Annotated in this window: 18 protein-coding genes; 7 read left to right on the top strand and 11 right to left on the bottom strand. The window is 58.8% G+C overall.

Going from position 1 to position 23,117, the window contains the following annotated elements:
• Nucleotides 1–62: 62 nt before the first annotated feature.
• On the bottom strand, nucleotides 63–1,361 hold the full coding sequence (locus AC25BC_RS24945) for a type 2 periplasmic-binding domain-containing protein (RefSeq protein ID WP_003562329.1): 1,299 nt from the start codon (nucleotides 1,359–1,361) through the stop codon (nucleotides 63–65).
• A gap of 369 nt (nucleotides 1,362–1,730) precedes the next feature.
• On the opposite strand from AC25BC_RS24945, the gene AC25BC_RS24940 reads away from it, so the two are divergent.
• Nucleotides 1,731–2,777, top strand: coding sequence for a Gfo/Idh/MocA family protein (locus AC25BC_RS24940; RefSeq protein ID WP_128438780.1), 1,047 nt, complete (start codon nucleotides 1,731–1,733; stop codon nucleotides 2,775–2,777).
• 11 nt (nucleotides 2,778–2,788) lie between these two features.
• On the opposite strand, the gene AC25BC_RS24935 is transcribed toward AC25BC_RS24940, so the two are convergent.
• The 8 genes from AC25BC_RS24935 to AC25BC_RS24900 all read right to left on the bottom strand — a co-directional run bounded on the left by AC25BC_RS24935 (nucleotide 2,789) and on the right by AC25BC_RS24900 (nucleotide 11,879).
• A complete protein-coding gene (locus AC25BC_RS24935) occupies nucleotides 2,789–3,928 on the bottom strand; it encodes an ROK family transcriptional regulator (RefSeq protein ID WP_128438781.1) in 1,140 nt (379 codons plus the stop codon).
• Nucleotides 3,929–4,061: 133 nt separating this feature from the next.
• A complete protein-coding gene (locus AC25BC_RS24930) occupies nucleotides 4,062–4,253 on the bottom strand; it encodes a hypothetical protein (protein WP_128438782.1) in 192 nt (63 codons plus the stop codon).
• A 140-nt stretch (nucleotides 4,254–4,393) separates the two neighbouring features.
• Nucleotides 4,394–6,082, bottom strand: a complete 1,689-nt coding sequence (locus tag AC25BC_RS24925; RefSeq protein WP_128438859.1) for a glycoside hydrolase family 32 protein — start codon at nucleotides 6,080–6,082, stop codon at nucleotides 4,394–4,396.
• A gap of 92 nt (nucleotides 6,083–6,174) precedes the next feature.
• Nucleotides 6,175–7,548, bottom strand: coding sequence for a NosD domain-containing protein (locus AC25BC_RS24920; protein WP_128438783.1), 1,374 nt, complete (start codon nucleotides 7,546–7,548; stop codon nucleotides 6,175–6,177).
• Between the two features lie 141 nt (nucleotides 7,549–7,689).
• Nucleotides 7,690–8,832, bottom strand: a complete 1,143-nt coding sequence (locus AC25BC_RS24915; protein WP_128438784.1) for an ABC transporter ATP-binding protein — start codon at nucleotides 8,830–8,832, stop codon at nucleotides 7,690–7,692.
• A 13-nt stretch (nucleotides 8,833–8,845) separates the two neighbouring features.
• Nucleotides 8,846–9,682 carry a carbohydrate ABC transporter permease gene (locus AC25BC_RS24910; protein WP_128438785.1) on the bottom strand — a complete coding sequence of 279 codons (837 nt, stop codon included), beginning with the start codon at nucleotides 9,680–9,682 and terminating at the stop codon, nucleotides 8,846–8,848.
• Complete coding sequence (locus tag AC25BC_RS24905) at nucleotides 9,675–10,556, bottom strand: carbohydrate ABC transporter permease (protein ID WP_128438786.1); 882 nt, start codon at nucleotides 10,554–10,556, stop codon at nucleotides 9,675–9,677. The genes AC25BC_RS24910 and AC25BC_RS24905 overlap by 8 nt, the downstream gene beginning before the upstream one ends.
• 63 nt (nucleotides 10,557–10,619) lie before the next feature.
• Nucleotides 10,620–11,879: an ABC transporter substrate-binding protein gene (locus AC25BC_RS24900; protein ID WP_128438787.1), complete on the bottom strand. Its 1,260-nt coding sequence runs from the start codon at nucleotides 11,877–11,879 to the stop codon at nucleotides 10,620–10,622.
• 169 nt (nucleotides 11,880–12,048) lie between these two features.
• Here AC25BC_RS24900 and AC25BC_RS24895 point away from each other — a divergent pair, with 169 nt between their 5' ends.
• From AC25BC_RS24895 to AC25BC_RS24880, 4 genes are all read left to right on the top strand, one after another.
• Entirely contained in the window at nucleotides 12,049–13,068 is a 1,020-nt protein-coding gene (locus AC25BC_RS24895; protein ID WP_128438788.1) for a LacI family DNA-binding transcriptional regulator, read from the top strand.
• A gap of 274 nt (nucleotides 13,069–13,342) precedes the next feature.
• A complete protein-coding gene (locus tag AC25BC_RS24890; protein WP_128438789.1) occupies nucleotides 13,343–16,369 on the top strand; it encodes an alpha-mannosidase in 3,027 nt (1,008 codons plus the stop codon).
• Nucleotides 16,370–16,518: 149 nt separating this feature from the next.
• Complete coding sequence (locus tag AC25BC_RS24885) at nucleotides 16,519–17,241, top strand: antitoxin Xre/MbcA/ParS-like domain-containing protein (RefSeq protein WP_128438790.1); 723 nt, start codon at nucleotides 16,519–16,521, stop codon at nucleotides 17,239–17,241.
• Nucleotides 17,238–17,813 carry an RES family NAD+ phosphorylase gene (locus tag AC25BC_RS24880; RefSeq protein ID WP_245459808.1) on the top strand — a complete coding sequence of 192 codons (576 nt, stop codon included), beginning with the start codon at nucleotides 17,238–17,240 and terminating at the stop codon, nucleotides 17,811–17,813. Before AC25BC_RS24885 ends, AC25BC_RS24880 begins: the two co-directional genes overlap by 4 nt.
• Before the next feature lie 79 nt (nucleotides 17,814–17,892).
• Here AC25BC_RS24880 and AC25BC_RS24875 read toward each other — a convergent pair whose 3' ends face one another.
• Nucleotides 17,893–18,810, bottom strand: a complete 918-nt coding sequence (locus AC25BC_RS24875) for a LysR family transcriptional regulator (RefSeq protein ID WP_128438791.1) — start codon at nucleotides 18,808–18,810, stop codon at nucleotides 17,893–17,895.
• Between the two features lie 124 nt (nucleotides 18,811–18,934).
• On the opposite strand from AC25BC_RS24875, the gene AC25BC_RS24870 reads away from it, so the two are divergent.
• Nucleotides 18,935–19,777 (top strand): alpha/beta hydrolase, encoded by an 843-nt coding sequence (locus tag AC25BC_RS24870; protein WP_128438792.1) that lies wholly within the window; start codon nucleotides 18,935–18,937, stop codon nucleotides 19,775–19,777.
• Between the two features lie 8 nt (nucleotides 19,778–19,785).
• Here the strand turns inward: AC25BC_RS24870 and AC25BC_RS24865 are convergent, their stop codons facing one another.
• Nucleotides 19,786–20,424: a TetR/AcrR family transcriptional regulator gene (locus AC25BC_RS24865; RefSeq protein ID WP_128438793.1), complete on the bottom strand. Its 639-nt coding sequence runs from the start codon at nucleotides 20,422–20,424 to the stop codon at nucleotides 19,786–19,788.
• A 203-nt stretch (nucleotides 20,425–20,627) separates the two neighbouring features.
• On the opposite strand from AC25BC_RS24865, the gene AC25BC_RS24860 reads away from it, so the two are divergent.
• Complete coding sequence (locus AC25BC_RS24860; protein WP_128438794.1) at nucleotides 20,628–23,090, top strand: beta-glucosidase; 2,463 nt, start codon at nucleotides 20,628–20,630, stop codon at nucleotides 23,088–23,090.
• The last annotated feature ends 27 nt before the right edge of the window (nucleotides 23,091–23,117 follow it).

Here is a 23,117-nt window from a genome sequence, read left to right as displayed (position 1 = left end):
CTCTGTCCGGGGTTTCGCAATGTGACGGCGCCCGGGGGCAGGCGCCGTCACGCTCAGAAGCACTAGAGTCGCTTGTAAGCCTCCAGCGCCGCGTTGTAGGCGGCATTCAACGCGTCTTCCGGCTTTTTGGTCCCCGAGAGCACGTCGCCCATCATGATCTGGATCTGGTTGGAGATTTCGGGATAGATCGGCACACCCGGGCGTGCCTGTCCGTCGACCAGAGCCTTGGCGAAGGTCTTGTTGGCTTCGGTAGAGAAGACCTCATATTTGTCGAACAGCGACTTCCTGGTCGGCAACTGCTGCTGCAGCGCGTTTGCCGGCCCCATATAAACCTCGCGGGCGAGGTTGGCGCACATCTCGACCTTATCCTTGTCCTTACTGAAGGAGGCGATCGTCCAACCGCCGGTGCCGGTCGAACGCTGATCGGCGCTGGGGCCGGGGATCGGCGAGAATGTCCAGTTGTTGAACTCGTCCTCGTCGAGCGTGGCCTTCAACTGCGCATATTGCCAGTTGCCGCCGATGAAGAGAGCCGTCGTCGCCGCGGCGGCCGCAGCATTCAAATCGTCATAATTCGCGATCGTGCTGACGCGCTTGGGCGCGGCACCCGAATCGACGAGATCCTTGAAATAATTCAGGGCCTTCAGGAATTTCTCCTTGTTCTCGCCTTCGCCGAATACCGGCTTGCCTGAATCGTCGACAAGCTTGCCGCCCAGCGCCCAATAATTCGCGAGCCAGTCGAACGTCGTGCCTTCCCAGCGCCCGCCATTGAAGAGGACACCTTCCATGCCTTCCTTGGTGGAGGCGAGCGCGGCCTTTTTCAGGTCGTCCCATGTCTGCGGCGCGTCCGCAACGATCGACTTGTTGCGGTAGAGCACACGAAGATCGGTATCCCACCACCAAGCGCGGACCGTCTGGTCCTTATCGGTGATGCCGCTGCGGATGAAGGGGAACAGGTCATCCACTTCCTCCTTCGAAAAATACGGCGTGAAGTCCGCAAGAACTTTATTGACCATGAACTGCGAGAGGACGAAGGAGTCGACAGCGGCGCAGTCAGGCGCGTTGCCGGCCTTGGCCTGCTCCAGCATCTTGGCCTGTTCGGTGCCGATGTCCGAGGACATGAATTGCATCTGCAATTTCCAGTCCGGATGCTTCTTGATGAAATCGACGAAGAGCTTCTGATAGCCCTCGGCGATCGCCGGATCCGAATTGTTGGGGCTGTCGTTCGTCAAACGGACGACGAGGGATTTGGGCGCATCGGCAAGGCCGATCCTGTCCTTCGTGGCAAGTTCCTGGGCAAATGACGTAGATGCTGAAAATAACATGGTGCTCAGCGCAAATGCGCTGACGGTGGCGCTCTTCATGATGGGTCTCCTCCCCATTTTGAACGGATACAGCCTGGCGGTCAGTTGACCTCTCCTCATTTCCGTGCTGCATTAATTAGATTAAGTTACTTTGATTTGATGTCAAGCCACAGCTTGTAAGGCCAGACCTGGGAGGTTGAGATGCTGGCGACAATCAACAGCAGCTAGCGCACCGTTCCGGAAAATCGAGATCGATTTCCGGAAAAGGATATGCGCCGTGAAAGTGATGGAGCGTCCCGCCGCACGCGCGGCGCATCCACCGCAATTTTCCTGAAGAAGAGCACGAGGCAATCGCGGATGGCTGCGATGGCGCGAGTGCGGTTTTGCCCGGCTGAACTGCCGCGGGAAGTTAATTCCATGGAGGATAAGATGCGTCTACTCATTCTCGGTACCGGCGGCATGGCCAACCAGCATGCCGCCAACTTCAAGGCGATTGAAGGTGTCAGCGTCGTGGGCGGCGTCGATGTCGTCCCGGAAAGGCTCGCGGCCTTTTGCACCGAACATGGCATCGCCAACCATTTCACGACCCTTGAGGAAGCTCTCGCCTGGGGCGAGTTCGACGCTGTCGCAAATGTCACGCCGGACCGCATTCACCACCCGACGACGCTACAGGCGATCGCAGCCGGCAAGCACGTCTTCTGTGAGAAACCGCTCGCCACCGATGCGATCAAGGCCATGGAGATGACCGAGGCCATCGAGCGATCGGGCAAGGTCGGCATGGTCAATTTCACCTATCGCAATTCGCCCGCCCTTCAGAAGGGCCGGCAGATGGTGCTCGCCGGCGAAATCGGGCAAGTGCGCCATGTCGAGGCGTCGCATCTGCAAAGCTGGCTGGTCGGTCGGCATTGGGGCGACTGGAAGAGCGAAAGCAAATGGCTGTGGCGGCTGAGCAAGAAGCATGGATCCAACGGCGCGCTCGGTGATATCGGAATTCACATCGTCGATTTCGCATCATACGGTTCAGGGCTTGACGTTGCTCATGTCTTCGCGCGGCTGAAGACCTTCGACAAGGCGCCAGGACACAAGATCGGCGAATATGATCTCGATGCGAATGACAGTTTTACGATGAATGTCGATTTCACCGGCGGGGCGATCGGGACGATCCAGGCGACGCGCACGGCGGCCGGACAGATGGATCAGTTGCGCCTCAGGGTCTATGGCGAAACCGGCTCGATCGAGATGATCTACGATACCGGAAAATCGACGCTACGCGCCTGTCTTGGAGAAGACGTGCACACGGCGACCTGGCGTGACGTCCCCTTCGATCCGGTCGAGACGAACTACCAACGTTTCGTCCAGGCCGTACGGGCGGGCAGGACCCAGGAACCTTCGTTCCGGCGGGCCGCCAATATCCAGAAAATCCTGGACAAGGCGCTGGCCTCCGATCTCAGCCACGCCGATGAAGCGCTCGCCTGAGGCAACATGCGTCAAGCCGAGGCAGGCGGCAGCAGCAAAGTGTTGAGGAAGGGCAGGAGGGCGGCACCGAGCGCGACGCCGCCGCCGCTGAAGCTCGCGGGTTTCATCGGCGAAATCCAGGGCGTCAGCAACGGCCTCGTCGAGGTGTCGCGCCGCTCGATGGAAAGCTGATGGATCAGCGCTTCGATCACGCCCTGCGGCAGATCGCTGCCGATCATGACGACGCTCGGGGCGAGAAAACCGGCCATGGCGATGATCGGGTCGAGCAGATGGCCAGCGGCTTCCCGTATCCATTGCGACAGTAGTGGCGAGGAGATTTCCTCGCCCTTCAGCAGGCGGGTGAATGCCTGACCGCCGATCCGTGATCGCAGGGATTCGAAACCGACGACGGTGTTCAATTGAACATTGTCCGGGCCTGTCAACATTTCGCCGATGCTGCCGGCCCGGCCATGCACGCCGGAATAGGGAATACCGCGAATGAGAAAGCCGGCCTGAACGTCGTCGTCGATGATGATCATCGCAAGTCCGCCTTCCCTGCCGGAGCTCCCGATCGTGCGTTCGGCGAGAAGGCTCGCCGTGCACTCGTTCTCGACATAGGGACGCGCGATCGTCGACATCGCGGCGATCTGATCGCTTTGATCCTCCGTCCAGTCGTTGGCGGCGATGCCAAGCCCGATGATCGGCAATGCGGCGTGGCGATCGACCATATTCCTGACGGCCGCATGCACCAGGCCGACTTTGTCAGCTGGGTCCAGCTCGATATGGACCCGGTCATGGACCTGACCACTCAGATCGATGAGCACGGCCTCGCCACGCCTTTGGCGAAGCTTGACGCCGATCGAAAAAGCACCTTCCGGACGCAAGGCAAACTCGGTGGCGGTGGCCCCTCCGCCAAGGCCATTGCGGCGGTTGGAGGTGATAAGCTTTTCCTCGGCCAATCGGCGGAGAATATTGGTGATGCCGGGGCCGGTCAGCCCGCTATGACGCCCAAGCTCCATCCGGGTCAGCGGGCCATGACGGCGGATCGCCTCCAGAATGACGCGAATATTCCGGTCGGCGATTTCACCAGACCGCAAACCGACCATTTTGGTGCGCGGGGCGCCCATGTCCGGGGTTTGAAGCCGACGCGGCCCTGACCGAAGATACCGCATGACTGTCTTTCCTAGAGCACCACCTCGGTTGTGTACTTCATCCGCGGGCTATGGGAAAGCCGGGCTTGGCAGCCGCCTTATGCAGCGACAGACCGGAAACTACACGGCAATCGGAGCTTCACTCTGTCGGTCGTTAATAGCTGCAAGGATGATCGTTGCCAAACCCATCGCGGCAGGCAGGTCTGAGCGAATAGTCGGCGCCGGTATATCCAACCGAGCCGGTCTGCATCGAGGCATTTGACCTCGTCGTGCAGGATGACGACGATAGGGCAACCACGATGACGGCTGTCGCGGTTATCAGCAATTTTTTGCGGACTTGAAGCATCCCACCCTCCCCAGCGCTGCCTGAAATCTGCCATATCAGTGCAATTCTCGGTCAAATAGGGCCGACCGGGGTTTCGATAACTGTTGTTGTCGATCAAGATCTCGTTATTCCGTGAAGGCCCAAGCGTTTCATTCAATAGCTCATCTTGCGGCAGCACAGCAGCGTTTCGCATCCCTTTCCAGCACCCGCGTTGAAGCGGACGATGAGATTTCCAGGGAATCGGGGTTGATATTCGCGTAGCCACGACGGCTTCCACAAACAGTTCCGCCATCGGCGAAAATCTCGACGATTCCGCAATCATGAAACAGACGAAGGTCCTTTCCGTCGGCAAGCTCCGCCACGTATTGGATCGAGCCGTCGTCCTGGGCGAGCCGGATCGAGAGAATACCGCCAGCGACGCCCACCTCGAAGGCAAGTTCGCCGCCCTGCGTCGCAACGATCTTGCTGCCTTCCAGGGCTCCGGAAAGGCGAATTTCAACGGGAGCCATTGATAGCGAGAATTTGCCGCTTTGTTCCTCGACGATAGGGTCAGCGGCAAAGTGATCGTCGACTTCGATCGTCGGCAGCATGCGCAGCCTCTTCCTGTCTTCACTCAAACTTAGAACACGTGGTAGGGACATCTCTCCGGAATAGGCTGAGCCCTCGGGCTTGCGATATTCCCAATTGAAAAGCCAGGCAAAGGCGATCTGGCGCCCTCCCGCTTCGAAACTCTGCATCGCATAATAATCGGTGCCGAAATCCAGCAATTGCAGTTCCGGCATGTCGGGTATGAAGCAGTCGTCGATAAACTCGCCGATCAGGGCATAAAGGAGATTGTGGCGTCGTGTTCGTGGCTCGACATGGCCAACAAAACCCATCACCAGAACCCACTTTTCCTCCAGCCGAAAGAAATCCGGGCATTCCACCGCACGCGCGCCTTCCTGGCGGAAATTAGCCGGCGCACGGTAGAGCGGCCTGAGATATTGCCAATCGAGGCCATCGCCCGAGCCGAACAACAACACCGCGGGATCGCCTTCGATCGATGCGCCGAGTATCATGCGATAGGCGCTGGCTGCGTCATCCCACCAAACCTTTGGATCGCGGAAATCGTGCTCGACCCCATCGGGACGCTCTTCCAACACCGTCACAATGCCTTCCGCCTTGATCATCAGCCGATCCGGGCGCGCTATTTTCTGAATTTCCCGATAGCCCTTGAAAAGGTCATAGGCAGGCAGGCGCTCGGTGTAAAAGAACATCAAACTTCCATCTCGATCCCGAAAAGCATTGCCCGAGAATGCGCCCCCTGTGGCGCCGAGGCGCCACAGGTTCTGTTCGGGATGCAGAAATACCGGCATGTGAAGCCAATTGACCAGATCGCGGCTGGTCGCATGTCCCCAGTGCATCGGTCCCCAATCACTGCCGCTCGGATGGAATTGATAAAAAAGGTGCCACAGCTCGTCGATCTTGCAGAGGCCTACGGGGTCGTTCATCCAATGCCGGATTGGCGAGAAATGAAACGCAGGACGATCCGGATCGGACCGAAGCCAATCTTCAATTTCCGCGCCGGTGCGCTGAAGTATCCCTTTTTGCGAGAATTCAAACACCGTTATACCGGTCTCGTTCACGGTTTGAGGCTGATATCCATAGGCCCACAGAACAGCGTCCGGCGCATTGGTGACAATGGTGACCTCGCAAGCTTCCCTGTGGTGATATTTGAAAAATTCCGGATCGATGGCAAATGACCGAACCTGCCAAACCGTTTTCCCGTCAATTTCGATACGAAAAAAGCCGTCGCCCGCGGCCCAAAATTCCAAGCGGTACCCCGAGGGTAGGAACAGGTTTTGCTTCATCAACGGGCCATCTTTCCGGTCCATTTGGTTCGCCATGAACACAACTCCGAATAGTCACTGGATTTTCGACCGACGGTCTAGCTATGTTCGGTCTAGTGAAACTCTGCCGACGATTGCCCGGGAACTGGAGTGCCCCTGAAAGCATTCACTGTTCTGTCCATCTCGACCTGTTCGACACGGCCTGAATCCAGAACTGTATTCCGCACCGAACCCCGTTGCACCAGGACTGCCGTTACCTCGAGTGCCTTCAAATTGTCAGTTGAAAGCAACGCGCCCACTTGCGTTGAAAAACACGCGCTGTTTGGTGCGTCGTTGATTTGCGACATTTCGGTTGTGGCCACGATGTGATTATTGGCGATGTAGTTGCCGCTGCCGGAAACGACATTGATGATCACAGGCCTTGCGGCGAGAGGCTTGATATATTGAGTATCGATCGTTTCTGAAATGTGGTTGGCGATGACCGAATTATTGCTGCCCTCAATGCGCAAAAGTCCGAACAGGTCATCCAGGCCGTTATCGTACTTCTGCATGGGCGCCCACGGCTCGCGATCCCGCAGGAAGTGATTTGAGGACACCAGGTTTTCGCAGCAATTCGCAGCAAAAACCAGCATTCCGGGATAGAAGGAATGGAACCTGTTTCCTGTGATCGAGGAACGCACCACGCCGGAAAAATAGACGCTGCTCGCGCCTCGGGGGAAGACGTTGTTTGAAGAGACCAGGATGCCGCCGTAATTTTCAGCGTAGACGGAATGTCCCCTATATCCGGCTCCGACAAAATTATTCGCTATCCTCGAGGCCTGCCCCATACCTTTCAATTCGATACAGTTGCCGCACTCTGCAATGAAATTATTGTCTATCGCCAGCGCATCCGCGTCATGAACAGTCACTCCATGTTCCAGATAGATAAGGCCCATCCCCGTTATTCGGAATGAGTCATTGGCGCTGCCCACATAGATTCCCGTTTTGCCATTCCTGTAGGTATTTTCCGCATCATTCTGCCCCGAACCGTCGTCCATGAAGTGCAGGCCATCAATGCAAAAATCGGCAAACTCCACAGAGCTTATGCGAGGATTGCCGGTACGCTTGACGTAGAACGCGGCTCCGGCCGCCTCGCTGTCGGCGGCGTCCGGAGACATGTCCACACATATGCGACTTCCGCCCGGCCACACTTCGCGCCACTGTGCCAGTTCGTCTGCAGGTGTGTTGAAACGGATGCTCGAAGACGTAAAGCCATGTCCCGAGCCGACAATCTTCAGATAGCTGAGGTCTATCATGACCTGGGTGACAAGACGATAATCGCCTGGCGGAATATAGATCACCGCTCCAGGCTTTCCGCCGTCATTCTGGTCGGGAACCGCTTGCCTGCTTTTAATATCCGCAATGATGCTATTGATAACCGATCCGATATCCTCATAGGGGTTGCCTACGGGATATTGTGTTACGTCGTAAAAGTTGTCACTTGCCATGGTTCATGTCTCCTCGGCCATTTCCTACGCCACAGCGAGAGTGGACCGCTGTTCTTGATTGGCTTGTCGTGCGAAAGCCGCCTGGGGAAATGCGTTCAACCGGCTCTCTTGTTCGAGTTTGGAGCAGGATCCTGCGCACCATCACCAGATGCTGGTGCGGCTGTCCGGTTCAAAGAAATGGAGTTCGTCGGCATCGACAGCGATGCGCGCGATGTCACCTGAGCGGACTGTGCTCTTCGGAGAAAAACGGGCTACAGCAGCCTTTTCGTTGCCGATGTCGGCGACGGCGTCCGGGTCGCCGGCATCCACACGGGTGGCGTCGATATTCAGATGCACCATGGATTCAGAACCTAGCGCCTCGACAAGGGTAACCGGAGCCGAGATCTCAGCCGAAGAGGGCCGGATTGCGGCGTCGTTCATATGCTCGGGCCGGATACCGACAATGACCTGCCGGTTGGACGCACCGTTGAGCGAAGGGCGGTCTTCGAAAACCCGGTCGGGCATTTCCAGGCTGTTGCTCCCAAGGGTCAGCGTCCTTCCATTCAGAACGGCCTCGTACAAATTCATCGAAGGCGATCCGATAAAGGCGGCGACGAAGACATTGTCAGGACGATTGTACAGGTTTTGCGGTGTGTCGACTTGCTGCAGCACACCGCCTTTCATGACAGCGACGCGGTCACCCATCGTCATCGCCTCGACCTGGTCGTGGGTCACGTAAATCGTCGTGACATTCAGTTTTCTCTGGAGACTGGCGATCTCGGCGCGCATCTGCACGCGCAGCTTGGCATCGAGGTTCGACAACGGTTCATCCATCAGGAAGGCCGCTGGTTTGCGGACGATCGCCCGTCCCATGGCGACACGCTGACGCTGGCCTCCTGAAAGGAGTGCCGGCCTGCGGTCGAGCAAAGTCGTGAGTTCGAGGATGCGGGCTGCTTCGTCTACGCGGCTGGCAATCTCGGTCTTCGGCAGGCCTGCCATCAGCAAGGGGAAGGCAATGTTCTCCCGCACGGTCTTGTGCGGGTAGAGCGCATAGGACTGAAAGACCATGGCGATGTCGCGATCCTTGGGATCGACATCGTTGACCAACCTGTCACCGATTTTGAGTTCACCGCTCGTAATGCTCTCCAGGCCGGCAATCATCCTGAGCGCCGTCGATTTCCCACATCCGGACGGGCCGACGAAAACCATGAACTCGCCATCCCTGATGTCGAAGCTCAGATCGTGCAGAGCGTGAAACCTGTTTCCATAGACCTTGTTGATATTGCGTAGTTCTATGCCGGCCATGCCTTTGCCTCCCTCATCCCTTTACAGCGCCGAAAGTCAGGCCGCCGACGATTTGTTTTTGCAGTGCGAGCGTCACGATGATGACCGGCAGCGAGTAGAGGACGGCCGCAGCTGTCATCGCCCCCCAGGCAAGCCCATAGACCGAATTGTACTCGGCGATGACGATCGGCGCCGTTTTAGTCGCCTCCGATGTCAACAGCAGCGCGTAGAGGAACTCGTTCCAGCTTGTGATGAAGGTAAAGAGCGATGTGACCGCTATCCCCCCTGTCATGACCGGAAGCACGATCTTTCGAAACGCCTGGAATCGTGTGCAGCCATCCATGCGCGCTGCTTCTTCGAGCTCCTTCGGTATGCCCTCGAAGAACGCGGACATGAGCAGCAGTGCCAGTGGTACCGCGGCCGACGTGTGGGCGAGCACCAGGCCTGGAATGGTATCGAGCAGACCCAGCGACTTCAAAAGTTGGAACAGCGGCACTCCGAGCGCCACCGACGGCACCATGCGCGTCACCAGGGCGAAAAGCAGGAAAATGGTGGTAATCCGGCGCCGGTACTGCGTGGCGACGTAAGCGGCAGGCACGGCCACCGAAAGCGAGAGAGCCGTCGTCAGCACCGCGACCGTGAGGGAATTGACGAAGGCTCTCGGCAAAGTGGAGGATCGCAGCACTTCGCGGAAATTCTCGAACGAGACAACGGCCGGAAAGAAGCTTGGCGGGATCTGTTGGACATCAGCCGCGGGCTTGATGGAGGTCATAAGGAGATAGATGTAAGGCAGCGCGTAGGATAACACCAACACGAGCGCTGCCGCGTTGATCAGGATTCCGCTGAGATTGAGGCGGGGATCTCTACGCATGGACCGGCCTCCATATTTTCCAATAAGCGACTGCCGCCAAGAGCATCATGACGATGAGGAACAATGTTCCGGACGCGGAAGCCTCGCCAAGATCGCCGAACCGAACCATGCGCTGGTAGATGTTCATCGAGAACACTTCAGAAGCGTGACTGGGACCACCCTGCGTCTGTATCCAGATCAGGTCGAATGTCTTTGCAGCATCCACGCCCCGCACGATCACGACGACGGCGATCACCGGCCGCATGAGGGGAAGGGTGACATGCCAGAAGCGCTTGAGCGCATTCGCCCGGTCGATCCGCGCTGCCTCCAGCAGGTCTTTCGGGATGTTCGTCAGCCCGGCATAGGACACAAGGGCGACAAAGGAAGTCGTCAGCCAGATGTCGGCAAAGGAAACAGAATAGATGACGATATCTTCGCTGGACAACCATGCGATCGCCTCTGGATCGCTAATCAGACCCAAACGGACGAGCCCGTAGTTCAGGATGCCGATATTGCCGACAAGCAGAAATCGCCAAAGTAGACCCGCGACGATGGGCGGAACCATCAGCGGCAGAGCGAAGATCGTGCGATGCCACCGCGATTGACCGGCAAGCGCCGAAAAAATCAGCGCCGCACAGAAGCCGAACGTGAACTCGAAAAACAGCGCGAAAAGCGAATACTGAACGGTCCGCAGAGCGCTTTCCATGACACGTTTCGACGTCAAGGCATCAACATAGTTCTGCAACCCGACCCATTCGCGGATATGAGGCGTGATCGTATCGACCTTGAAAAAGGAATCGAAGACCAGGAGCCCCACCGGGTAAGCGACCAGCACGCCGAGGATGGCGACAGCAGGCGCGAGCATGCAAAGTACAAATCGGTCTTCGCCCGACATGTCCGTCTCCGAAAGCTAAGGGTGGGGCACATTTTGCCCCACGATGTGGAGGAATGTACGAGGCTAGTTGAGAATGTCCTCGATCGTTTCCTTGGCTTCCGTCAGGACCTCGCCGACATCCGCCTTGCAGGTCAGCGCCTGCTGGATAGCCGGCAGCACAGCTTCATCGACGATTTCCTGATATTTTTCATTGATCGGCCGGCCCTGGGTGGCAGGCGCGCTCAGCGTCTCGAGAAGTGGGGGGAAATGCTCGTAGCCGGCCTTGCCTGAATAGCTGCGATAGGCGGAATTCGTCGCGGCAAGACCGAGGGGAGCTTCGATACCCAGGGCATTGTTGGCGATAGCAAACGAGATGAATTTTTTCGCTGCATCCTTGTGCTCGGATGTCGAGGGAACGACGTTGTACCAAGGGCCGGGAACAGCTGCGATCCCGGCGTCACCGGCCAGCATCGGCACCACGCCGACCTTGCCACTGACCTTTGAATCCTGAGGCGTCATCTTGTAGGCGTGCGCCCAGAACTTCATCATGGCTGTTTTGCCCTGGTAGAACAGGTTCTGCGCCTCGCCCCAGCCGATTTCGTTCACGTTTTCAGGAACGGAATGATCAATGCAGTGTGGCGCGATGTAGAATTCCAGTGCCTTTTTGTGCGCCTCGTTGTCGATGATGACCTGCCCGTCCTTATCGAGGATCACCCCTGGCGAACCCGCTTGCAGCACATGCGCCATCCATTCCTCTGAAAACGTGCCGATGGTGTCGGTGCCCCAGAAGTCGGTCTTTCCATCGCCGTCAGTGTCACGCGTGAAGAATTTCGCAATGTCGCGCCACTGCTGCCAGGTTTTGGGCGGCGCGAGAGGATAGCCATACTTGGCCTGAAAAGCCTCCTTTTCCTCAGCCTTATCAAACAGGTCCTTGCGATAGAACACGATCTCGGCATTGGCCCAGGCAGGCATGCCGATCAGTTTGTCACCAACCTTCGCGTCGGCAAGCAAGACAGGCGGCAGATCCGCGCGAACCGCATCGGTGAAAAGAGCCGAGAGATCCTCGACGTGGCTTGCAAACTTCGCATTCCACACGACGTCGATCGTCACGACATCGAACGCGGAAGAGCCTGAGGCGATTTCGGCTGAGAACTTGTCAAAGACACCCTGATAGGGAACGGTCGTGAAGTTCACTTTGATGCCTGTTTCGGCAGTAAACTTCTCGGCGACCGCCTTCTGCAACATTTCGCCGCCGCCCTCCACCAGAATGTTGATGGTTTCGGCATTGGCAGTGGCGGTTATGAAAACAAGCGCAAGTGCGCTGGCACCAAGCAAATTCTTCATCGATTCCTCCCATGTGGCCCGCTGCACTTGCACTGAGCCCTCCTTCTTGCTGCGAAAGTAGTCTTCGTATGACGACGTTGTCAATACAGAATGACGACGTTGTCATAAAAATATGTCGACGTTGTCATGCGTCTGGTTTAAAACGAATCCGGCAAGGAGATTGGCGTACATGGTCAGCATAATCAGCGTCGCGAAAGTGGCGGGAGTTTCCAACAAAACTGTGTCTCGCGTCATTAACGGCGAACCATATGTGACCGAGGAAACTAGGGAGAGGGTCGAAAGGGCAATTCGAGACCTCGGATATGTGCCCAATATGGCCGCGCGCCAAATACGCTCAAGTCGCTCCAACACATTTGGTATCATCGCTGACTACGTGTCGACGACGCCTTATTCCGTGGATATCGTTCGCGGGATCCAGGATTGGGCCAATGCCAACGGCAAGACCATTCTGATGGCAAACACCGGCGGTGCGTCCGAACAGGAAACTAAAATTTGGAAAATGTTCCAATCGCACCGCATTGACGGTGTTCTCTACGTAACGATGTACCACCGCATCGTTGACCCCGAAATCGGCGACGTCGGCATCCCCACAGTCATGATCAACTGCCGACCAAAAACGAGCGAGCTGTTGCCGTCGATCGAACCCGATGACTATCAGGGTGCGCGAGATCTTACCCGCTATCTGCTTGAGCGGGGTCATCGAAAGATCGGCTATATCCGGCTCAATCCCATTTTATTGGGGGCGGAACTGCGCCTCGATGCTTTCCGCAAGACCACCGGAGACTTTGGCCTTTCGGAGAGTGACCTAAGTATCCGTCTAGGCATGGAAGGACCGGTAGGAGCAGAGAAGAATTACGTTTTTGCTGCCGCCACCGAGATGCTTCAACAAAGGAATCGACCGACCGCAATCATGAGCGGCAACGACGAAATGGCGATCCAAATCTACATCGCGGCCATGGCATTGGGTCTTCGGATTCCCGAGGACGTCAGTATTGTCGGCTTTGACGATTTCCGGACGGTTTCCCTGGCGCTGAGGCCGGAGCTGACCACTGCCGCTTTGCCATACTATGATCTCGGTCTGCAAGGGGCGGAATTGTTGAATAGCGTGGTGGCGGGAAGCGAAGCTTGCCCGAGCAGTCGAGTTATGTCCTGCAATTTGGTGGAGCGACTTTCGGTGTCCTCCCTGTAATCTGACCTCATGCACGAGAGCGTCTGGTCGAGCAAGCAAGCTTTTGCAAAGACATGGCGTGACGGTGACAACCGTAAACCGGGTGCGGTTTGCTTCTTCCGGGCTTGACGCCAAATCAAAGTTACTTAATCTAAGACTCTGCAAGCCTGCTTGGAGGAGGGGCCGGGCAATCGCGATGTCGGTCGCGCCATCTTCATCTCCCCCATAACCATGACCACGACCCCAAAAGCATGACGATAAGATTGTCAGCCGTCGATTTTCAACAGGATAAGCCATGCCTCTGACCATTGCCCAGCGCCTCGATCGTCTTAAAGTTCGCATTGCCGAATTGGCTCATTGGCGGGATCGACAAAGTGCTGCGATCGACGGCTGGACTTTCGAGGGCGAGCCGATCGAACATCACCAGGATTGGCCGCACCGCCAGGGGGTGGTGCATTTTGCCGTGATCGCTGAAGCGCCGGAGGCGTGGCCTCTCGAGGATATTCGCCTGCAACTCGATCTTGGTGGCGAGAGCCTGATTACGCTGAGCTACCCCGACGGCGAGACCGAAACATTCGGTCTCGATCCTTATCATCAGGAATTCCCGGTAAAGGGCCGCCGCTTTTCGATCGCAACCGAAACCGTCGCCCGGTTTCCATTCGGCGAGCCCAATCGCGCTCCACGGCTCAACACGGCCCGATTTATCTGGCTCGATGGTCCCGCTCATCGCATGCATCTTCTGCTGAAGCAGGTTGCCGAGGCAATCGAGGTGCTCGGCGAGCATGAAGTCGTGCCGCATCTGATGGATGCCGCCGAGCATGCGTTGCGCAGCCTCGACTGGCCGTCGGATACGGCGGCCTATATATCCCGCACATCCGGCGCCGTCATGCAGCAGAAGATCTGGGAGCTGCCGGAGCTTGAGGTTAATCCGGCAGGCCTCACGGACGAGCAGAGCGGCTCGGCAGCCACGGCCTTCGAGGCTCTGACGGCGCGGTTGAAGGAGTTGCAGAAGCGTTTCCCGCCGAACGGAGAACTGTTGCTGACGGGCCATGCGCATATCGATCTCGCCTGGCTTTGGCCTTATCGCGAGACGCGGCGGAAAATGCGGCGCACCTTCAATACGGCGCTGTCGCTGATGGAGCGCTCCGACGATTTCCGCTTCAATCAATCGACCGCCCATTATTACGCGCAGATGGAAGAGGAAGACCCGGAGCTCCTCGATCGCATCAAGCAGAAGGTCGCGGAAGGAAAGTGGGAAACCGTCGGCGGCATGTGGGTCGAGCCCGACACGAACATGCCGACCGGCGAAAGCCTCGCCCGTCAGGTTCTCTATGGCCAGCGTTATTTCGAAAAGACCTTCGGCACGCGCCATACGGTCTGCTGGCTGCCCGATTGCTTCGGCTTTTCAGGCGCGCTGCCGCAAATCTTGAGGCAGGGCGGCATCGACAGCTTCTTCACGATCAAGGTCAATTGGAGCGAGACCAACCATATTCCATCCGATCTCTTCTGGTGGAAGGGTCTCGACGGCAGCCAGGTGCTGACCCATACGTTCGACAATCCCATGCAGGGTTATAACGGCTTCGTGCAAGCCGATTGCTACGTGCCGACATGGAAGAATTTCCGCGGCAAGACACAGCACGATACCTCGCTTCTGGCCGTCGGTTATGGCGACGGCGGCGGCGGCGTCACGCCCGAGATGGTCGAGCGCGAGGTGCAGCTACGCGATTTCCCGGCTATCCCGCAGGCACGCTGGGGCACCGTCAAAAGCTATTACGAACAGGCGCACCGCACCGCAGGCGAAAAGAACCTTCCGGTATGGGATGGCGAAATCTATCTCGAACTGCACCGCGCCACGCTGACATCGCAAAGCGGCGTCAAGCGCAAGCATCGCCAGGCCGAACGGGCGCTGATCACCGCCGAAACCATCGCTTCGCTGGCGCATATGCTCGGAGCAGACAGGCCGAAAAGCCTCGAAGCGGATTGGCGCGTGGTGCTGAAGAACGAATTTCACGACATTCTGCCGGGCTCGAGCATCCGTGAAGTTTATCAGGATGCCGAGCAGGAACTGGGCGGCGTCATCGAACGTGCTGGAACCGAACAGGCAAATGCCTTGCAAGCGCTGTCGGCCAAGCTGCCGATGGGCGGGATCGGCGATGCCCTCGTCGTCGTCAATCCGTCGCTTTCGCCGAGGCCGTTCAGCGCGACACTCTCCGACGGCACGGTCGTCGCGGCCGCCGATCTCGTCGCGCCCTTGTCCGTCGCGGTCTTTGACAAGGGCTCGCTCAAACCGGCGGGTGGGCTGAAGGCAGGCCCCGACCGTCTCGAAAACGACTACCTCGTCGTTGGCATCGGCAAGGACGGGGCGGTTTCGAGCCTCCTTCACAAGGCCACGGGCCGGGAAGCGGTCGACGGCTCGGCAAACCAGCTCTGGGTCTATCCGGCCGACAAGCCGCGCAACTGGGACGCCTGGGACATCGATGCGGATTATGCCGAAAAGGCCGTCCGCCTCGATGCGCCTGACAGTATCACCCTCGTGGAAGAAGGGCCGCACCGCGCGGCGATCCGCGTCGTTTACCGCTACCGGAATTCGAGCGTCACGCAGACCTATGTGCTGACGGCCAACGCCAGGCGGCTCGACATCGAAACGACGATCGACTGGCATGACCGCCGCACCCTGCTGCGAACCCTGAACCCGGTCGCTGCGCAGGCCCGCAAGGCGACCTTCGAATGCGCCTTCGGCATCGTCGAGAGGGCAACGCACACGAATACGTCCTGGGAGCAGGCGATGTTCGAGGCCGTCGCGCATCGCTTCGCCGATATCAGCGAGCCGGACTTCGGGGTCGCGCTGCTCAACAATGCCAAATACGGCCATAGCGCCCGCGGCAACGTGATCGGCATGAGCCTCGTGCGCGGGCCGATCTATCCGGATCCGCTGGCCGACGAAGGCGAGCAGAGCTTCACCTATGCGCTGATGCCGCATGAGGGCGCCTGGCATGAAGGCGGCGTCCTCGACGAGGCGATCGATCTCAACCAACCGCTCGTCGCGGCTGAAGCGAGCGGCCTCTCCGCCGGCACTTTCGCGCCGCTTGCGATCACCGGCATCCCCGTCGCTTTCTCAGGCCTGAAGCCGGCGGAAGAGGGCGATGGGCTTATCCTACGCCTTTACGAACCGGCCGGCCGGCGCGGCAGCCTCGCCCTCGACCTGCCTTCCGGATGGAAGGCATCGCAGCCGCTGAACATTCTCGAAGAGCCGATGGAGCGGAAGGGACCTGCCGACATCATGCCGTTCGAAGTCAGGACCTGGAAGCTGCAGAATGGCTGATGTTCCTTTCCCGGGAGATCCCGCCTCGCCGCTTCGATGCCGGGAGGCGTTGCGGGTCTCACCATAGAGCAAAACCCACTTGGTGGGACAATCTGGACAAATGGGTCATTTGAGACTATATCAGCTCCTGTAAGAACGGAGATAGTTTAATGGCTGGTTCCCATGTGCAGCTGGATCGTGCTCGTCAGGCGCAGGTCGCCGATCGTGTTGCCGCCAAAGTCGCCGATGTGCTGAAAGCCGACGCTACATTCGAGTCCGGCTCGGTTGCCCTGTCCGCCAGAATTGCGGGAGCGGCGGCGGCGGCCATTGTCGATCTTCCCATTAGCGTACGACGCGAACTCAGCAAGCGACAGGGCGAACTTGCCCGCCGCATTCGTGGTCTGGTGGAGACCTTCAGCGATGCACCTGATGGCGGCAAGATCGCGCTTGAAATTCCGAAGGCCGTGGAACCCTCCAGGGGCGAAGGGCTTGGGAAGATCGCCACGGCGGAGGAAGGCGAGCGACTGCTGGGCGAGCTTGCGGTTGCCCGCAAGCTCGAGGATTGGGCGGGGCCGGTTGCCGGCGCAAACGAACTCCAGCGCGAATTCGGAATTGCGCGCTCCACCCTCAATCGCTGGCAGCATGCCGGCGAGGTTATCGCGCTGCTGAAAGGAACGAGGAAGCACGTCTATCCGATCGAACAATTCATCGACGGGCGTCCGGCGAAGGGCATAGGAACGATTGCCGCTCTCGTTTCCAATCAGCGGGTGGCATGGCTGTGGCTCAGCCAGCCGAATCCCATGCTGGGCGGGCGCCGGCCCGTAAACCTCTTGAAACAGGATCATGCGGATGAGGTCGTCGATGCGGCCCAGACCTATTTCGCCGCGCAATGACGCTCGACAAGGCCGTCCTGCAGCGCCTCGCCGTTCGCGCCGACGTCACCGACTATGTCAGAATCATCTCGCGCGCTCACGCCGCGACGCCTCTCGGTATGGGCTTCGGCAAGACGCGGTTTTCGAGCCCGAGGGATAAGTTCCGGTTGCTCTATCTCGCTCAGGATCCCGCGACGGCGATCGCGGAGACGATCGTTCGTGACCGGTTTCAAGGCAAGGCCGAGCGATTGATACTGCGGGAAGAGTTCGACCGCTATTCGATCGCCGTTATTCGAAACCCCAAGCCGCTTTTCCTGCTCGACCTGCGCTACGAAGGCGCAAACCTGCTCGGGGTCTCGACAGATGCCGTTCGAGCCAGGGCACAGGCCAGCGGACGCCGGCTCAGTCAGGAAATCTACGATCGCACCAATGTCGACGGCATTCTCTACATGTCCCGGATCACCAACAAGCAGTGCGTTGCCGTCTATGAGATCGCGCTACGGCCAGCATTGAGGCCGACAGCCCCGCATGGGATCTCATCCGCTTGTCCGCGCTCGGCCCCATACTCAATGCCTTGCACCTCACGGTCATAGATAGGGGAATGATATCCAATCGGTGAGAAAAGACGTGCGGCGCTGTCGTGCCTCGGCGTTCGGCCGATTTCGATCATCGCTACAAACTTGACGCCGGTCGAAAAGCGTCGGGTCGGGCGGCAAAGTTCGCAACTACAAAGTCCACGAAAGCCCGGACTTTTGGTGAAAGCTGACGATTGGAGGGCCAGACGAGCGAGCGCGAGCCGTACGGCACCATGAAGGAGGTCAGGACGGGGACCAAACTCCCGGTTCGCATATGGGGCTCTGCGACGTAGACAGGCAGATGCGCGAGGCCCAAACCGTCCCGTGCTGCCCGCAGACCTGCATCCGTGTTGTTCAATGTAAGGCCTCTCGGCAAAGGCAACCGCTCACATGGCCGGCGGAATGCCCACGGCGCGACACGACCGCTGGATGGGTATTTGAAGTGAATGCAAGCATGCTGGGAGAGGTCATCCGGGGTCTCCGGTCGCCCATGGCGCTTGAGATAATCGGGACTTCCACAAACGACGAAATGCTGATCGCCGAGATGGCGGGCAATCAATCGTGCATCGGCAAGCTCACCGCTCCGCACGACAACATCCAGGCCCTCTGCGACCAGGTCGATGACCTTGTCTTCGAAATCGATGTCCAGTTCGATCTCCGGAAACTGCTCGGCAAAAACGGGCAGGATCGGCATGAGAAGGTGATGCCCGACAATATGCGGTACGCTGACGCGAAGGCGCCCCCTTGGGCGCTCCCGGCTTCGTGAGATTGTGGCCTCTGCGTCGTCCATGTCATCGATGATGCGTTTGTAGCGCTCGTAGAGGACCGCTCCTTCCTCGGTCAGGCTGATACTGCGCGTCGTCCGGTTGAAGAGCCGCACGCCCAGCCGGCTTTCGAGCCGCGCCACAGCCTTTCCGATCGCGGAAGGCGAAACTCCGCCAACCCTGGCGGCTGCGACATAGCTCTGCTGTTCGACGGCGTGGACGAAGGCGATAACGCTTGCGAGACTGTCCACATCAACACCCGATTGAAGATATTTTGTCCTTTATGTGCATCCATGAGCCGTCATTGAGCAATATTGCGTAGGAAATATCCTTTGTCTCGATGCGCGGCCAGCCAATATCAAAGGAGTGAGCGGTATGCGGGACTATGCAAAAGAACGACCCGAGCACACGGAAAAATACGTCGGAGAGAATGACCTATTTCTGGAAATATTTCATGGGCACAGCGATCCAGGGCAGTCCGCTCGGCCGCCGTTGCTCTTTGTTCACGGCGCCTTTACCGGGAGCTGGATGTGGAGCAAATACATTTCTCATTTCACATCGGCTGGATGGAATTCTTATTGCGTCAACCTGCGAGGCCACTACAAAAGCAGGTCGATGGATTTCACAAAAATCCTGTTTGAAGATTACCTGGAAGACATCCGGCTGGTGATCTCCGAAATCGTCGAAGAATGTGGAACTCCTCCCATCGTGATCGCTTTCAGCATGGGAGGAATCCTGAGCCAGAAACTGGCGGAAAGCGTGAAGATAGCCGGGCTGGTGCTGATCGATACCAGCATTTGCAGGCAAGTGCATGCGGAGGCGCCCTATCGCGATCTCGCGTTGCGAATGCCCGGCCTCGTCGTGCCTGCTCCCGTGCGTGACGAGCAAATCAGTACCGATGAAACATTCGAGGATATTGAATTCCAGCGGAAGTACCTGTCCATGGAATCTGCAAAGGCATTCAGCGCATTCTCCTTTCATTTCGGGGCGGAGGGGATTTCCATCGAAGGTGAGAAGATCACCTGTCCCAGCCTCGTCATTTGCGCCGTCAACGACGAATCCGATGATCATCGAGGCCTGGCGACAGCACGCCACATCGGTAGCGAGTATCTAGGTGTCCAGGGTACCACACATACGGGTCTGCTTGTCGGGCAGAGGTATTACGAAGCTGTAAGCCGCATTATGGTCTGGTTGGCACGCTTTGATGGAATGCAGTAAGCCAAGGCTCAGTCCTCTAACCCAAGGCTCGCCAACAGGCGGCTGATATAGGCTTCCAGTCCGCCGACCATATCGAAGCGTGTGGGATCGCGCAGCCAGAGCATCTGAAGGCCGTCCATCACCGCGATCAGCTCGGCCGCCATTGCCCTGCCATCGATCTTGCCGTTTATCGAGCCATCGGCGACGGCCCGTTCGAAGGTCGCAGCGATGTCGTCCTGTAGCTCCGTGACGCGATTGAGAAACCATGCCTTGGCCGGGTGATCCTTCATCAGGCTCTCGGCATTCAGGATGGCGAAGGTCCTGATGACCTCGATCATTTCGGCGTTGCGGCGGAAGACCCCGACCATGCCCTTGAGCAGGCCGCGGAGATCGGAGCGATAGGGGCCGATGAAGCTTTCGCTTTCGAGATCGCGCTTGTCCAGAATGGCAAGCAGGAGATCAACCTTGGTCGGAAAATGGTGCAGCAGGCCGGGCAGCGACAGGCCGACGTCGCGGGCGACATCGCCGATGGCGGCATTCTGGTAGCCGTCTTCGGCAAAGCGTCGCATCGCAGCCGACAAGATCTCCGCGCGGCGCGCTTCGCCCTTGCGGGATCGGCGCCGTCGCTTTTCGTCCTGTCCGGCCTTCGATTCGGAAACCTCTGCCATCGTCTTTTCCGTCTGCCTCTTTTCCCCGCCCTCCATCCATACATTACGGCTCGGCAGTTGACATCTTAAAAATACCGAGTAATCGGTAGGTTTAAGAACTGCCTGGTGCGTGGAGAAGTCGGCGTCGCCGCCGGATGAATTGGCACCGGGCATGCTTAGTCAGCACGTCGCAATGCCCGAATTCCATTGAAGGGGAGGTTTGCATGATCGATTCCATTCTCGACAAGATGACGCTCGAGGAGCAGGTTTCGCTGCTGTCTGGCGCCGATTTCTGGACGACTGTTCCCGTCGAGCGCCTTGATGTGCCGAAGATCAAGGTGACGGACGGGCCGAATGGGGCTCGCGGCGCGGGCTCGCTGGTCGGCGGCGTCAAGGCGACCTGCTTTCCTGTCGCCATCGCGCTCGGCGCCACCTGGAATCCCGATCTCGTCGAGCGCATGGGCGTGGCGCTTGCCCACCAGGCGAAGAGCAAGGGTGCCGCCGTGTTGCTCGCACCCACGGTGAATATCCATCGTTCCGGCCTGAACGGGCGAAATTTCGAATGTTATTCCGAGGATCCGATGCTGACCGCGGAACTGGCCGTTGCCTATATCAAGGGCGTGCAGAGCCAGGGGATCGCGGCGACGATCAAGCACTTCGCTGGCAACGAATCCGAGATCGAGCGGCAGACCATGTCTTCCAATATCGACGAGCGGACGATGCGCGAAATCTACTTTCCGCCCTTCGAACAGGCTGTCAGGCGCGCCGGCGTAATGGCCGTCATGTCTTCCTATAACCGCCTCAACGGCACCTATACCAGCGAGCATGCGTGGCTGCTGACCAAGGTGCTGCGGGAGGAATGGGGATTCGACGGGATCGTCATGTCCGACTGGTTCGGTTCGCATTCGACGGCCGAGACGATCAATGCCGGTCTTGATCTCGAAATGCCCGGTCCGGCGCGCGATCGTGGCGAGAGGCTGGTTGCCGCCGTGCGCGAAGCCAGGGTTGAAGCGGCGACCGTGCGGGCGGCGGCGCGACGGATCCTGCTTCTGCTCGAGCGGGTCGGCGCGTTCGAGAAGACGCCCGATCTCACGGAGCAGGCGGTCGACCTGCCGGAAGACCGGGTGCTGATCCGGCGTCTCGGCGCGGAAGGCGCAGTCCTGCTGAAAAACGACGGCATCCTGCCGCTTGCCAAGACATCGCTCGACCGGATCGCCGTCATCGGACCCAACGCTGCGAGCGCGCGTGTCATGGGCGGCGGCAGTGCGCAGATCGCGGCGCATTATACGGTCAGCCCGCTCGAAGGGATTCGAGCCGCCCTTTCCAATGCCAACAGCGTCAGCCACGCCGTCGGCTGCCGCCACAATCGTTTGATCGAGGTGGCAAAGGGAAAGATCACGGTCGAATATTTCAAGGGGCGCGGCTGCCGGGGCAATCCGCTTCACGTCGAGACCGTCGACAAGGGCGAGTTCTTCTGGTTCGAGCTGCCGTCTGACGAACTCGACCCCACCGATTTCTCGGCGCGGATGACGATGCAATTCGCGCCGGAAGAGAGCGGCGATCATGTCTTCGGCATGACCAATGCCGGACTGGCGCGGCTCTTCGTCGATGGCAGGCTCACGGTCGACGGCCATGACGGCTGGACGCGCGGCGAGAACTATTTCGGCACGGCCAATGACGAACAGCGCGGCACGATGGCGCTCGATGCGGGCAAGGCCCATACCGTCACCGTCGAATATGACACGCCGGTGGCGACCGGGGAGGGGATCAACCTCACGGCCATTCGCTTCGGCGTCGAAAAGCCTTTGGGCGAGGCCGATATGCAGGAAGCCGTTGAGACGGCGCTGAATGCCGATGTGGCGCTTCTCTTCGTCGGCCGCGACGGCGAATGGGATACCGAGGGCTTGGACCTGCCCGACATGCGGCTTCCAGGCCGGCAGGAAGAGCTGATCGAACGGGTCGCGGCCGTCAACGCCAACACCGTGGTCGTGCTGCAGACCGGCGGCCCGGTGGAAATGCCATGGCTCGGCAAGGTTCGCGCCGTGCTGCAGATCTGGTATCCCGGGCAGGAGCTGGGCAACGCCGTCGCCGATGTCCTCTTCGGCGAAGTCGAGCCCGGCGGACGCCTGCCGCAGACATTCCCGAAGGCGCTTGCCGACAATTCCGCCATGACGGGCGATCCAGCTGTCTATCCGGGTAAGGATGGGCATGTGCGTTATGCCGAAGGCGTCTTCGTCGGCTACCGTCACCACGATACACGCGCTGTCGAGCCGCTCTTCCCCTTCGGTTTCGGCCTTGGCTATACACGCTTCAGCTGGGGCGAGCCGCGCCTGTCGGCCAGCGATATGGGTGCCGAAGGCCTGACCGTCAGCGTCGATCTGACCAATATCGGCGACCGGGCCGGGTCGGAACTGGTCCAGCTCTATGTGCGTTCGCCAAAGTCCAAGGTGGAGCGTCCGGACAAGGAATTGCGCGCCTTCGCAAAGCTGTCGCTCCTGCCCGGTGAAACAGGGACAGCCGAAATGAAGATCCTGCCGCGCGACCTCGCTTATTATGACGTCGAGGCCGGTGCCTTTCGCGCCGAACCGGGCGCCTATCAGTTGGTCGTGGCGGCGAATGCCGCGGATATCAGGTTCGTCATCGATCTGCCGTCACCACTCGATTATGTCCTGCCAGCTTCGTATTAAACGCAGGCTGGGCCCAGCCGATAGCGG

This window comes from Rhizobium sp. WSM409 (assembly GCF_057653825.1).
This window is presented reverse-complemented; position numbering and strand designations above follow the sequence as displayed.

What these genes read in the sequence shown, in the direction of transcription:
- AC25BC_RS24880 (WP_245459808.1), top strand. Translation starts at nt 17,238, where the DNA reads ATGACGCTCGACAAGGCCGTCCTGCAGCGCCTCGCCGTTCGCGCCGAC.
- AC25BC_RS24860 (WP_128438794.1), top strand. Translation starts at nt 20,628, where the DNA reads ATGATCGATTCCATTCTCGACAAGATGACGCTCGAGGAGCAGGTTTCG.
- AC25BC_RS24885 (WP_128438790.1), top strand. Translation starts at nt 16,519, where the DNA reads ATGGCTGGTTCCCATGTGCAGCTGGATCGTGCTCGTCAGGCGCAGGTC.
- AC25BC_RS24930 (WP_128438782.1), bottom strand. Translation starts at nt 4,253, where the DNA reads ATGCTTCAAGTCCGCAAAAAATTGCTGATAACCGCGACAGCCGTCATC.
- AC25BC_RS24920 (WP_128438783.1), bottom strand. Translation starts at nt 7,548, where the DNA reads ATGGCAAGTGACAACTTTTACGACGTAACACAATATCCCGTAGGCAAC.
- AC25BC_RS24940 (WP_128438780.1), top strand. Translation starts at nt 1,731, where the DNA reads ATGCGTCTACTCATTCTCGGTACCGGCGGCATGGCCAACCAGCATGCC.
- AC25BC_RS24900 (WP_128438787.1), bottom strand. Translation starts at nt 11,879, where the DNA reads ATGAAGAATTTGCTTGGTGCCAGCGCACTTGCGCTTGTTTTCATAACC.
- AC25BC_RS24905 (WP_128438786.1), bottom strand. Translation starts at nt 10,556, where the DNA reads ATGTCGGGCGAAGACCGATTTGTACTTTGCATGCTCGCGCCTGCTGTC.
- AC25BC_RS24870 (WP_128438792.1), top strand. Translation starts at nt 18,935, where the DNA reads ATGCGGGACTATGCAAAAGAACGACCCGAGCACACGGAAAAATACGTC.
- AC25BC_RS24910 (WP_128438785.1), bottom strand. Translation starts at nt 9,682, where the DNA reads ATGCGTAGAGATCCCCGCCTCAATCTCAGCGGAATCCTGATCAACGCG.
- AC25BC_RS24945 (WP_003562329.1), bottom strand. Translation starts at nt 1,361, where the DNA reads ATGAAGAGCGCCACCGTCAGCGCATTTGCGCTGAGCACCATGTTATTT.
- AC25BC_RS24935 (WP_128438781.1), bottom strand. Translation starts at nt 3,928, where the DNA reads ATGCGGTATCTTCGGTCAGGGCCGCGTCGGCTTCAAACCCCGGACATG.
- AC25BC_RS24915 (WP_128438784.1), bottom strand. Translation starts at nt 8,832, where the DNA reads ATGGCCGGCATAGAACTACGCAATATCAACAAGGTCTATGGAAACAGG.
- AC25BC_RS24895 (WP_128438788.1), top strand. Translation starts at nt 12,049, where the DNA reads ATGGTCAGCATAATCAGCGTCGCGAAAGTGGCGGGAGTTTCCAACAAA.
- AC25BC_RS24890 (WP_128438789.1), top strand. Translation starts at nt 13,343, where the DNA reads ATGCCTCTGACCATTGCCCAGCGCCTCGATCGTCTTAAAGTTCGCATT.
- AC25BC_RS24925 (WP_128438859.1), bottom strand. Translation starts at nt 6,082, where the DNA reads ATGAAGCAAAACCTGTTCCTACCCTCGGGGTACCGCTTGGAATTTTGG.
- AC25BC_RS24865 (WP_128438793.1), bottom strand. Translation starts at nt 20,424, where the DNA reads ATGGCAGAGGTTTCCGAATCGAAGGCCGGACAGGACGAAAAGCGACGG.